The following is a 12,002-nucleotide window of genomic DNA, read 5'->3' as shown; positions in this document are numbered from 1 at the left end:
GTTGAGCATGTACACCTCCATCAATATATAGTCGGCACCATCCCTCCATCCATGCGGATGGGAGAACCTTTAAAGGCCGCCGCATAAGGACTGCATACGAAGGCAGCCAGCCTGCCGATTTCCACCGGCTTGATGAAACGCTGTAATTCCGATTGCGGCAGATTGGCCGCCATGAATTTCTGCTCTTTTTCTGCAAAAGTTAAATCTTCGTCAGGATACATTCCCTCAATGATGTGATGCACTTTTTCAGAGAGTGTTGGTCCGGGCATGATGGTATTCACTGTAACCTCTGTTCCTGCTGTCACTTTAGAGATACTTTTGGACAGGGAGAGCAGCATGGATTTGGTCATCGCATATTGAGGCATTTGTCCTGAGGGCATGACCGCCTCTTCGCTGGCAATGAAGATCACACGGCCATAATTCCTCCTCAACATTCCAGGTAAATATAATTTCGTTAATCCGTTTGCAGCCAGCACATTCGTGCGGAAATACTTCTCCCAGATGTCATCGGCCACTTCCTCATACTGCATCAATTCATAAATGCCCATACTGTTGATCAGAATATCAACGCTGGGGAATTGGGCGAATAAGGCTTGTCTTTGTTCAGGATCGGCAAGATCGGCTGCGGCATTCTGAGGAGCGGTGGCCGGGTAATTCAGCTTCAATTCACGGACAATCTGTTCTGCCTCTTCCCTATTCCGCCCATTGACCAGCACGTTGACGCCTTCCTTAGCAAGCTCTATGGCGATGGCTTTTCCTATACCCTTCGTTGATCCTGTAACTAGTGCTGTTGTATTGTGTAATCCCATCTCCATAATGCACTTCTCCTTATTCATATCTTGTTGTGTTGCGGATAGTGATTATATTATCTTGTTGGGATCGTTCAGTAACTAGCACCTTACGCCAAGCTTCTTGCCGGACACGCCAAAAGTTACAGCTCAGCAAATTCGTGCATTCAGGTGCTCCGCACGCCACTGTGAAGGCGTAACCCCTTCCCAATGGCGGAAGGCACGGAAGAAAGAGTTCTGATCCTCATACCCGGTCAGAAACGCCACCTCTTGAAGATCAAGCGAAGGATTTGCCAAGTACTCCCGTGCCTGCTCATGTCTGACTTGTGTCAATAGCTGCTTGAAGGTCGTCTTCTCGTCAGTCAGCCGGCGCTGCAAGGTCCGCCCGCTCATCGTAAGCTCCTTCGCCACTGTCTGGAGGTCGGGACATCCACCAGCGAGACAGTGTGCAATGATCACCTTGACCCTCCCGGATACAGAGAAGCTGCCAAGCTGTTCGTCGAGTGAGCGGTCCAGTGCGGGAGCAAGAATCTCCAGCAGTTCTTTGTTATACGAAACAAAGGGAAGGTCCAGATGGCTTTGCAGCAGGGTCAATCGGTTATACTTCCCGCCCGTTTGAATCGCGCAGCCGAAATAAGCTTCGAGCACTTGTTCATCGCCCATGGAGTGGACAAATTCAGCGGCCTGCGCTTTCAAGGGCTGACCCGTCCCCTTTCTTCCAAGCTCCAAGAGAAAAGCCAGCGTGATCCCCGCCAGCACCGGCGGACCGGGCAGCCCTGTAGGCCCCCACTCCAGTTCTATGGTGCACTGCCCGTTCTCCTCAGTCATCCGCAGGCTTTCGGGCGGACACATCTGTTTGTACCTGACCATACGGTGCAAGGCATCGCGGTAGTCACGGGCGTGATACGTCGCTAATACGGCGGGAGGATACTGCGCGGTGTCAAAGGCGGCCGCAAGCCTGGTAATGCCTGACGCAAGATCCCCGGCGAGCTCGGAATACGCCTGCCAGATTGCGAAATATTGGGCAGTGGTAACCGTGGCTTCTGTTGTTATCGTTACAGGGAGCTGTGCCTGGCGGGCTACGTCGCGGGCAGCAATCCCCAGGCGGCTTATTCCTGTCCAGAATCCCGGAGGCATTTTAACGCGTTCAGAGGAACGGGACTTCATAGGTATGGGCCTCCTTTTGCCAGTTGCATATTACAGTGTTATGGTTGTCTTAAGGCCATATAAGAATACTCTTGTGCCCGTGATCATGTCTACCTTAATGTACGGGAATGTACAGCTCTGCCTAATTTCACACATATTTCTTATTTAGTTTTAACATATAGGCATTACAATGGATTAGATTATCACTGCATGGTATCCATCATAACTAGTAGGAGGATCAATCATGCCCAATATTTGGATGCATATCGAATTCGGTCAGCAGCTGGCCAGAGAATTCAGCAGCCGTTTCCCGTGTCTCCACCTGCTGGAACAACAGCCGCGGCTCTATAATCTCGGCTGTCAGGGTCCGGATTTCCTGTTATATCACAGCTTTCTTCCTTGGAGACGAGATACCGGGGCACTTCATCTCGGAGACCAGATGCATACACAGAGCTGCGGGCCTGTACTTGTTGATTTCTGGGAGGCTGCCCGGAGACTTGAAGGAACGGAAGCGGCCCAGGCCCAGCTCTATTTCCTCGGTTTCCTGACCCATCATCTGCTGGACCGCAACCTCCATCCCTATATTAACTGGAAGGCGGGCTATAAGTACCGTGCCCATCAGCGGTTTGAGATTGACCTGGACACTTTGTTCATGAAGCGGCTGCACGGGATGAACACCTGGCAGCACGCTGCCTGGGCTACAATTGACACAGGTGCCCGGCTGCCTGAGCCGGTTCATCGCATTCTTCATGCCACCGCCCTTAAGCATTACCCGGAGACTATGGATCTGCTGCCCGCAGAGATCTGGCAGAGCGCGTACCGCGATATGGTGCTGGCTCAGAAATGCCTTTATGATCCGAAGGGCTGGAAGAAGGCTATAACCTGGGGCCGGACCCGCCGGTTGTTCTCACGGAAGCTCACTGCCCGCGAGGAACGGCTGGATTATCTGAATGAGCGGCACTCCCGGTGGCGGCATCCCGCACTATATTCCGAGGTGCAGACCGAATCTGTGTGGGAGCTGTGGGAGGCAGCCCTTGCGGAAGGACGGACGGTGCTCGGAGCGCTTACCGATTGGCTGGAGTGTACGGAGGACTCCGCTGCGGCAAGCCGCAAGCTTGAGCAGTTCACACTGGCACTGGGCAACCGCTCCTACGATACCGGCAAGGATTGCAGCATGAATCTGCAGAATCAATACGCCGAGCCGATCTGGACAAGTCTCCCTGGGAGTTGAGGTTGGGCCTGCCAAACGTCAGCCAACGTCTCTATTACCGCCGAACCCTTTTCCAGCTGAGGAGACGGCTGCCTGCCGCAAACAATTGGAAAAACGTATCTTAATTTCGCCGGTTTCTCAAGAATATCGGGTAAGAAGTGCATTTTGTACATTTATTCCAGTTACTTTTCGCTACTTTGGAGGATATGTGCGAATTAAGTGTTGTTATTCCAACTATTGGTGCAGCAGAGGACTTTTGGTCATCAGCAAGTGTACAAAATCCACCTATTTCCCTTTACAGTGACTTCTTGCTTGTCCGAACGCCCCTCCTGCTCGCGAACACAATGTATGCTGTTTTTCACATACATTCAGCCTTCTTTCCAAGAACTCATATCCACAAATTTACACTCACCTTTTCCACAGCAGCAGGAAACTATAGTTTCCTATATAATCATAAAAACGCCCGGTTCCCCGGGCGCTCAGCACCATCTATACATTATCCTTCTGTCAGACAGCATTCCAGCTTACAGCGGATCATTCGGAAGAATCTCGGGCGGGGCCGGCGGCACCATATCCGGCTGCTCCGGCGGTGCGATTTCGGGATGCTTCTCCGGCACAACCTCCGGCGGGATCACAACCGGCTCCGGGAGGATATCCGGCTTCACATCGGGGACAACCTTCGGCGGAACCTCGGGCGGCAGATCTTTGCTCATCTCCTTATACCTCCTTCATTCCTGATACCTCATTTATACCCGCTCCACGCTTCCTTTAACCTTATTGCCCTAGTCCTCCCCGTTCTTCCCCAGTCCTCCCTTGTCCTCCTGGTCTTCCCTTGTCCTGTCCTTGTCCTTGTCCTCCCTTGTCCTCCCTTGCCCTCCCTGTAAATTCCCCTCTTCATGCAAGATGTTTAACCTGCGGTTGATCTCCAAGTAATAGTTGGTTGTTAAGATCAAGGCAACAAGATTACTGGGAGGGATACCGATGCGTCTGGCTCTATTCACGGACACTTTTCTTCCGCAGACGAATGGCGTTGCCCGTACACTCGGCCGGCTGACCAGCCACCTGCACCGCCGGGGAATTGAACATCTGCTGTTCACGCCAAAATCCGCCCCGGAGAGCAGCTACCCCGATCCTGTCAGACCCGTGGCCAGCATCCCCTTTTTCCTCTACCCCGAGTGCAGGCTTGCCCTGCCCGGCATGTCCTCCATGCAGAGTGAACTGGCTGCGTTCGCCCCTGACCTGCTCCATCTCGCCACCCCGTTCAATATCGGCTTAACCGGCCTCCGGTATGCCCGCAAGCAGCAGCTCCCCCATGTCGCCTCCTATCACACCCACTTCGACCGTTACCTCGAATATTACAAAATGAGAAGAATCCTCCCGCTCTACTGGAAATACATGAAGTGGTATCACCGGTCCTGCGATGCCGTCCTGGCCCCTTCCCGCGAGACCCTAACCAGCTTGCGCATGGAGGGCTTCACCCGGCTGCGCTTATGGTCCAGAGGCGTGGACTGTACCCTCTACTCGCCGGAGAGACGAAGCGAAGAGACCAGGGAGCGTTACGGCAAGGGGGCAGCGCTGATGATGCTCTATGTCGGACGGATTGCCCCGGAAAAAGATCTCACCACCCTCCTTCAGGCTATGCAGCTCCTGCCGGAGTCCGTGCGTTCAAAGGTTCAGCTGGTGATTGTGGGCGATGGCCCGCTGCTGCCTGAGCTTAAATCGCAGGCACCGGAGAATGTCACCTTCACCGGTGCCAGACACGGCGAAGAGCTGGCAGAGCTGTACGCCTCCGCCGATCTGTTCGTCTTCCCCTCCTGCACGGAGACCTTCGGCAACGTCGTGCTTGAAGCCATGGCGTCGGGGCTTCCCGTGATCGCCGCAGATGCAGGCGGAACGCGGGAGCTGATCGCACCCGGTGTCACCGGCATGCTGTTCGGGCCGCGCAGCCCGGCAGCCATGGCAGAGCAGATCTGCACCGCCGCCGCCAGGCCCCTGCTGCGGAGCGCAATGGGCCGTGAAGGGCGGCGCCAAGCCCTCCAGCGCTCCTGGGAGCAGATTTTTGACAGACTGATTAAGGATTATGAAGAAGTCATCGAACGCCGCAGGATCAAGAATGAAGCAGGGATTTACACCGCCTGATCCGCTGTCTGCCCGCCTATGAAGACTAAGCGTTCCTGGGACCACGGGAATGCTTTTTTCCATTGTTCACGGTTTCTCCCCATCACTCTATTGACCATTGGAATAATGACTTATATTATACACATATACAATAATCCAAAATATGGAATTCAGTCAGGCGGTGATCCCTTGAAGCCTCTCACAACGATTCGCAGTCATCTTGAGGCTTATCTCTATTCCCAGCAGTTGTCCATCAACCAGTTCTCCATTCAGTCCGGCGTTAATTCCGGCACCTTAAGCCGTATCCTTAGCGGCCAGCAGCCGATTGCCATGAATCACCTGAAATTGATCACCCGGGGCATGTCATTGCCGGAGGATCATTTCTATAGCATGTATGTCGATGAGTGCTTTTTATATTCGGCACCCACCTGGCGGCGGCTGCGCCCCTTCATCCTGAATTCGGCGGAGCTGGGGCGGCTGGACTGTATAGAGCTAGTAGTCAAAAATCTGCTGGACAACCTAACCTATGCTCCGATGCTTTTTGAAGTGGCCGAGGACTTGTTCCAGCAGCATCACTGGCAGGCGGCAGCCGTGCTGTACAAGAATATCAGCGCGAGCGAGAAGTATCAGCATTCCGAGCGGCTGGCCCTCTGCCAGTACCGTTTGTTCCGCATTGCCCTAGGAGACAGCCAGACACTCAACCTCCAGGCTGCTCTTTTATTCGAATGTTATATTGAACGGCTTGAGGTGTCTGATCAGCTCGATGGACTGAAAGCTCTGATGCATGTCTATTACTCGCTGCACAAATGGGACAAGGTGGACGCGCTGGCACAGGAGATGCACCGTCTTGCCATGCTCAGCTACCACCATCTGCACCGGTCGCAGCGCAGAGACCGCCAGGATAAATGCCCGGAGAAGCCGGTATTCTTCTACGCGCTGTATTCGCATCTGATGCGGGCAAGCGTGTGCGAAGAATTCCGGGACTATGAATCGGCGCTGAAATACGTAGCTCTATATATGGATAGGAGCTGGATACGCGAAAAAGGGGAAGACATCCAGCACATCCTGGACCAATTCCAGGAGTGGGGCACGGCCAATACCCTCCTCTACCGGATGATGTCCGGCGACTATGGAGTGCTGCCTGAATATGTGGCCTATATTGCTCCGCATGCCAGTGAGATCTTTGTAGCCCTGTACCATATTGTGATCTCAGCCAACCGCTTCTCCTGGAATGTGGATGAGGTGCTTGAACAGTTCCCTTCCTATATCCCTTACCGGACCAATCTGAAGGACTTCGGCGAGCTTCACAACCAGCAGATCCTGGCCGACCAGTACTCTACCTTTCTAGCGGAATTAGCCAACTATTATTTACGCAATCACCGCCTGGAAGGAATGGCCTTCCTTCTGCAAAGTCTGGAATCTTCTGCTAAAATAAAGAGTGATAGCATAATCATTAAATGTGTGAATCTGTTTGAACAATTCCGGCATCAAGCCACTGAGGAACAGACAGAACAATACAGACTTCTGATTGGAGAGGTGCAAGAATCCAATGATAAGAAAAATGATTATGCTTCTAATGTCATGTAGCTTGGCCGTTATAGCTATTCACCCCCTGGAGGGTTATGAATCTGTAACAAAGGCTACTGTACAATCCGTGGTTCAGCCTATGGGTCACGGTACGGGGGACGGCTGATTTAGCAGCCGCCGCGCCCCCAGAAAGGATGATGAATATGAAGTTCACCCGGAGGTTATTACTCCTCCCCGCACTTGCACTGGCTCTGGCCGGAGGAGCTGGAGCCGTTCCGGCTTCGGCCAAGCCCGCCCCGGACGTGCAGCTCCAATTAACCTACAACAACGGAAGCGGAACATCAGGCATGGCCGGAGGCACCGCACAGATCAAGGACGGGGTCTCTTATATGCCAGCTAACCTGGTCACAATCATGGGACTTAAGGTCAAGTGGAATAACGCGGACAAGACCGCCACCTTCAGCGGGTGGAACAAAAGCTTCAGCATGAAGCTTGGTCAATCCACCGGCGTACTGGACGGGAAGAAGGTCTCCCTTGGAGGTACACCTTATATGGCGGATAAGCAGTTGTATGTGCCCGTCAAGTTTGTGGTGGCGGCCCTTGAAGGCGGACCCGTAAGATGGGATGCCGCCACCAATACAATACGGGCCAACGGTCTGCATATGTACCGCGGTTATTCAGAAGTGTTCGACGGCGGAGTGTACTCTTTGTCGCTGGACAGCGGGGAGCTCTATCTGACTACGAAGCAGAACACTAAGCATAAGCTTGCTCTTCTCGGCAAAGGACTGGATGTAGTGGATTTCACTTTCGAGCGCACACCCGCCGGTCTGACACTGCTTCAAGTCGTCAATTCGTATGGCGAGCCCCATGTGCATGCAGAGTATTACACCTATCTAGTGAAGAATAACAGTGTGATCCGCCAGGGGCATACGAATATCCATACCTCCTTCGGCACAGCCCCGGTCTGGGCCGACGGCAAGCTGGTATTCAATGACGGCCGCACACTAAGGCTCATTGAGGATGGGACCGGAGCGGTCAGCGAGACCGTAGATATACCGAAACTGCTGGGTGCAACCGTTGCCCAGGATGTCTACTACAATGTCGAAGCCGTATACCCGGATGTTCTGCTGGTACGCCCTACAGACACTGCCTTCCTGACCCTAGTTGACCGCGCTACCGGTAAGCAGACTGTGTTATATAAGCAGCTGCTCAGTGCAGAGCGCCAACGCGAAGTAGAGCAGCCCGATTTTATGTTCCCGGGAGACTATATCTACTTCACCGGACGTACTGACAACGTCTTCACCTTCAAGCTTCACAGAATGGACGGCAGCCAAGACATCATCAAGTCCTACACATGGCCAGGCAGCCAGAACTGAGCAGCTACACTCCACATTCGATTGCACTCTGTTTTTCTGTGAAAATACGTCTCTTGCGATAAACGCACGACCTACGCGGCACGCCCGGTCCAATTATGTTCGGTTTTTCGATTATATTTGGTCCGCACACCTCCGTGCTGCGTATTGTGATCGGTTTTTCGATTACATTTGGTCCGCACACCTCCGTGCTGCGCATTGTGGTCGGTTTTTCGATTACATTTGGTCCGCTCGCCTCCACGCTGCGAATTGTGGTCGGTTTTTCGATTACATTTGGTCCGCTCGCCTCCACGCTGCGCATTGTGGTCGGTTTTTCGATTACATTTGGTCTGCACACCTCCGTGCTGCGCATTTTTATGCTGGAGTTGTGTCTTGAAAGACATATTTGTTTTCGCATACATTTTCGGCAACGACAAAAAAAACGCATAAACGTCATTATTATCATAAATGACGTTTATGCGCATAACATCCAACAGCCACCAAATGAAAGACAAGGCGTCTACAAACGCCCCTGCCGTTTCATTCTCCGCGCTATTCTTCGCTCTCTTCTTCGTTCTCTTCTCCGTTTACGGTCCTTACGGTAGAGCAGGAAATCCAACATAACTTCGAAAAGCACCCCGAATAGCTCAGCCATACAACCCCTCTTTTCAGCGGTTATAGAAGTGCTGCTTCACCCCTTACGGCTCCGCAGTCCACCCAAGCTTGCTCCTTCACTAAATACCCGTTCAATCCTCTGCTGCACCTCGGGGTCAGGAATTAACGGCGGCGCTTGATGCGGCTTCACCCGGGCATCGATGATCACATTATCACAGGCCCAGTGCTTATGCTCCACCGTGCTGTTCACCCCATGGATGTCATGGGACGGATTGCTGCGGGTGAAGGTCGCCCACAGGAAGTTGTTCAGCGACTCCGACATGAAGCTGCTGTCATCGCACAGAATAATCATCGGGCAGGAATCAAGCGCCCCCTGAGCTGCAATCGCAGCGCTCAGGCCGGAGATTTCCTCTGCCGCCGAGGAGTAATCCCGGAACGGCTTCCCCTGCATGGCGACAATCCCCGGCATAATCATCGCCGCCGGGCCCCAGCCCTGCTCCACCCGCTGAAGAACCTCAGGCACCTCCGTGCACAAGCTCCGCTTCTGCTCCCCTACGGCTGCGAAGACTACCTTGCTTCCGCTGTTGATCCCGGTGCCGGAATAATCCAGCGTATCGATCGTTGTATTCGTCTGGAAGTGAATATCACGTCGCAGATTGATCCGCTCCAGGATGTAGGTCAGGAACCCGGCGATATCATGTGTGCTGACCGGCTTGTCCTCTTCTGCCGTGATGAACAGATATTTCGCCAGACTGAGCTGGCCGGTTCCGAGAATCCGGTTGCTGATCGTCAACAGCTCTGCAGGCTGCTTAAGCTGCTGATACGGGGTATACCGCTCACTGCCTATCGCGAACAGCAGCGGGTGCACTCCCGCAGCATCTATCGCATGTACCTCCTTCACGCCGGGAATCTCCGAGCGGATCGCCCCGCCAGTCAGCTCATGAATGAGCTCTCCGAAGGCAGTGTCCTCCTGCGGCGGACGGCCGACCACCGTGAAGGGGAAGATGGCCCCTTTTTTGGCGTAAACCTTGTGTACCCTCATCACCGGAAACGGGTGAGTCAGGCTATAGTAGCCCAGATGATCGCCGAACGGCCCCTCCGGCTTCGTCTCCCCGGGATGAATCTCTCCGGTAATCACGAAGTCAGCATCGCTGCTGACGCAGAAGCCGTCTACATAGCTATAGCGGAAATGACGCCCCGAGAGCAGCCCGGCAAAGGTCATTTCACTTAAGCCCTCCGGCAGCGGCATCACCGCCGAGAGCGTATGCGCAGGGGGGCCGCCGATGAAGCAGCTTACCTTCAGCGGCTCGCCGCGTCTGTTCGCGTGGGCCTGATGAATGCCGATGCCGCGGTGAATCTGATAATGGACGCCCACTTCCTTATTCAGCTCATATTCGTTGCCGCTAAGCTGGATACGGTACATCCCCAGATTGGAGTTCATAATGCCCGGCTTATCGGGATCCTCGGAGTATACCTGCGGAAGCGTGACGAATGCCCCGCCGTCGCCCTGCCAGTGCTTAATCTGCGGAAGATCGGAGATTTGAATCTCCTCGAATCCGGCCGGCACGCCGCTGCCCTTCTTGATCGGCAACGCTTTACGGGCGGCAAGGCCTGTCCCGATATACCGCAAGGGCTGCTTGAGCGCCTTCATGGGATTGCTGCGCAGGGCGATGACCGCCTGCGACGATTCCCAAGTGTCGCGGAAGATGAACTTGCTGCGCTCGATTGTTCCGAACAGATTCGAGACCGCACGGTACTTCGAGCCCCGGACCTTCTCGAACAGCAGGGCGGGACCGCCAGCCTCATAGACCTTCATATGTATCGCCGCCATCTCCAGATGCGGGTCCACCTCTTCATGTATGCGAATTAAATGCCCGTGCTTCTCCAGGTCAATAATACATTCTTCCATATTGCGATATGACATGCTTCTACTCCCATTCTCTCAAGAATATGAACCTCTTTATTATCAATGAGTGTGCCCGTCAGGTCAATTGCCGCCAGGGCAACCTCTCCAGTTGTCACAGATATTCTTGCCTTCTTCTGTGGAGAGCCATTATTATACTTGTAAACCGGACGGCTCCGGGCAAACATTCGGCAAGCAAAGGGGACTAACGCAATGATCATCAAAAAGGTAACCTGGCTGGAGCTCTTCTACGATCTGCTGTTTGTCGCTGCGGTCTCCAAAGCCAGCCATGTGCTGCTGCATGTAGAAGACGAGGCCCTGTCCCTTGAGACACTGGGCAAATTCGTACTGATCTTCATTCCGATCTGGTGGGCCTGGGTCGGCCAGACGCTTTTCGTTAACCGCTATGGTCAGGATACGGTGATGCACCGGATTTTTCTGATTATCCAGTTGTTCTTCGTATTGATTATGACAGCCAGCCTGTCCGTAGATTTCGATGCCAACTATCTGCCGTTTCTGATTGGCTACCTCGGACTCCGGATCATGACCGCGGTCCAGTATCATTACAGCCATTCCAGAGAAAGCGGGCATCTGCGCGACACGGCCCGCTATCTGGGATCACGCTTCTGGATTGGACTTGCGATTTCGGCCTGCTCCCTGTTCTTCGATTCTTGGCTGCGGTATGCGGTACTGTACGCAGGAATTATGCTGGACATCATTCTCCCGCTGACGGGACGGAGGATTCTGGTGAAGACGCCCCCCAATACCCATCACCTGCTGGAGCGCTTCTCCCTGTTCGCCTTGATCCTGCTCGGCGAATCTGTGGTCAGCATCCTCGCCGTGCTGCAATCCAGCCGCTGGACCGGGCCATCTGTCGGCTTCGCTGCGCTCACCTTTGTGCTGATCATCGCCATATGGTGGCAGTATTATGACAACCTGGAGAAGAAGGTCGATATGCATATCCAGACTGCCGGACAGACCATTATCTACGGGCATCTGTTCATTTATCTGTCGCTATGTATGCTCGCTTCGTCAATCCAGCTATTGTTCCTGAATCAGCTTCATTATGGGCAGATGCTGAACCTGTTGTTCGGCTCGGTGCTGCTCTACTTCGCTTCCACGACACTGGTCTTCCAGGTCTACAGGCATAAGCAGCATCGGCTGGAAATGAAGCCGCTGGCAGGGCTGACCGTCATTCTGGCCTGCTTCTATGTGCTGGATCTTATAGTCCATGTACCGAATGTCCTGATCATGGGCGAGCTGGCGCTGTTCTTCGCGCTGTACGCCAGAATTACTGCCTGACCCGGCTGCCCGTCAGCTCTCGGGCACTGGCCCCATCTATT

9 protein-coding genes are annotated in these 12,002 nt (G+C 53.8%); 5 read left to right on the top strand and 4 right to left on the bottom strand.

Going from position 1 to position 12,002, the window contains the following annotated elements; all coding sequences use genetic code 11:
- Positions 1 to 20: 20 nt before the first annotated feature.
- Positions 21 to 815: an SDR family NAD(P)-dependent oxidoreductase gene (locus NST26_RS10195; RefSeq protein ID WP_340979089.1), complete on the bottom strand. Its 795-nt coding sequence runs from the start codon at positions 813 to 815 to the stop codon at positions 21 to 23.
- A 123-nt stretch (positions 816 to 938) separates the two neighbouring features.
- A complete protein-coding gene (locus tag NST26_RS10190; protein WP_340979088.1) occupies positions 939 to 1,955 on the bottom strand; it encodes an AraC family transcriptional regulator in 1,017 nt (338 codons plus the stop codon).
- Positions 1,956 to 2,178: 223 nt separating this feature from the next.
- Between NST26_RS10190 and NST26_RS10185 the strand changes: the two genes are divergently transcribed.
- On the top strand, positions 2,179 to 3,165 hold the full coding sequence (locus NST26_RS10185; protein ID WP_340954390.1) for a zinc dependent phospholipase C family protein: 987 nt from the start codon (positions 2,179 to 2,181) through the stop codon (positions 3,163 to 3,165).
- Between the two features lie 503 nt (positions 3,166 to 3,668).
- Here NST26_RS10185 and NST26_RS10180 read toward each other — a convergent pair.
- Positions 3,669 to 3,857: a hypothetical protein gene (locus NST26_RS10180; RefSeq protein WP_340979087.1), complete on the bottom strand. Its 189-nt coding sequence runs from the start codon at positions 3,855 to 3,857 to the stop codon at positions 3,669 to 3,671.
- A 268-nt stretch (positions 3,858 to 4,125) separates the two neighbouring features.
- On the opposite strand from NST26_RS10180, the gene NST26_RS10175 reads away from it, so the two are divergent.
- From NST26_RS10175 to NST26_RS10165, 3 genes are all read left to right on the top strand, one after another.
- Positions 4,126 to 5,283, top strand: a complete 1,158-nt coding sequence (locus NST26_RS10175) for a glycosyltransferase family 4 protein (RefSeq protein ID WP_340979086.1) — start codon at positions 4,126 to 4,128, stop codon at positions 5,281 to 5,283.
- A gap of 168 nt (positions 5,284 to 5,451) precedes the next feature.
- On the top strand, positions 5,452 to 6,849 hold the full coding sequence (locus NST26_RS10170) for a transcriptional regulator (protein ID WP_340979085.1): 1,398 nt from the start codon (positions 5,452 to 5,454) through the stop codon (positions 6,847 to 6,849).
- 143 nt (positions 6,850 to 6,992) lie between these two features.
- Entirely contained in the window at positions 6,993 to 8,165 is a 1,173-nt protein-coding gene (locus NST26_RS10165; protein WP_340979084.1) for a copper amine oxidase N-terminal domain-containing protein, read from the top strand.
- A gap of 667 nt (positions 8,166 to 8,832) precedes the next feature.
- Here the strand turns inward: NST26_RS10165 and NST26_RS10160 are convergent.
- Positions 8,833 to 10,680, bottom strand: coding sequence for a UbiD family decarboxylase (locus tag NST26_RS10160; RefSeq protein ID WP_036725411.1), 1,848 nt, complete (start codon positions 10,678 to 10,680; stop codon positions 8,833 to 8,835).
- A 192-nt stretch (positions 10,681 to 10,872) separates the two neighbouring features.
- Between NST26_RS10160 and NST26_RS10155 the strand changes: the two genes are divergently transcribed.
- Entirely contained in the window at positions 10,873 to 11,961 is a 1,089-nt protein-coding gene (locus tag NST26_RS10155; protein WP_036725413.1) for a low temperature requirement protein A, read from the top strand.
- The last annotated feature ends 41 nt before the right edge of the window (positions 11,962 to 12,002 follow it).

The organism is Paenibacillus sp. FSL R7-0128 (assembly GCF_038002245.1).
Lineage (GTDB): Bacteria > Bacillota > Bacilli > Paenibacillales > Paenibacillaceae > Paenibacillus_AQ > Paenibacillus_AQ silagei.
This window is presented reverse-complemented; position numbering and strand designations above follow the sequence as displayed.

Bases quoted from the DNA above. Each gene is read 5' to 3' on its own strand.
- NST26_RS10195 (WP_340979089.1), bottom strand. From the start codon at position 815: ATGGAGATGGGATTACACAATACAACAGCACTAGTTACAGGATCAACG.
- NST26_RS10190 (WP_340979088.1), bottom strand. From the start codon at position 1,955: ATGAAGTCCCGTTCCTCTGAACGCGTTAAAATGCCTCCGGGATTCTGG.
- NST26_RS10185 (WP_340954390.1), top strand. From the start codon at position 2,179: ATGCCCAATATTTGGATGCATATCGAATTCGGTCAGCAGCTGGCCAGA.
- NST26_RS10180 (WP_340979087.1), bottom strand. From the start codon at position 3,857: ATGAGCAAAGATCTGCCGCCCGAGGTTCCGCCGAAGGTTGTCCCCGAT.
- NST26_RS10175 (WP_340979086.1), top strand. From the start codon at position 4,126: ATGCGTCTGGCTCTATTCACGGACACTTTTCTTCCGCAGACGAATGGC.
- NST26_RS10165 (WP_340979084.1), top strand. From the start codon at position 6,993: ATGAAGTTCACCCGGAGGTTATTACTCCTCCCCGCACTTGCACTGGCT.
- NST26_RS10160 (WP_036725411.1), bottom strand. From the start codon at position 10,680: ATGTCATATCGCAATATGGAAGAATGTATTATTGACCTGGAGAAGCAC.
- NST26_RS10155 (WP_036725413.1), top strand. From the start codon at position 10,873: ATGATCATCAAAAAGGTAACCTGGCTGGAGCTCTTCTACGATCTGCTG.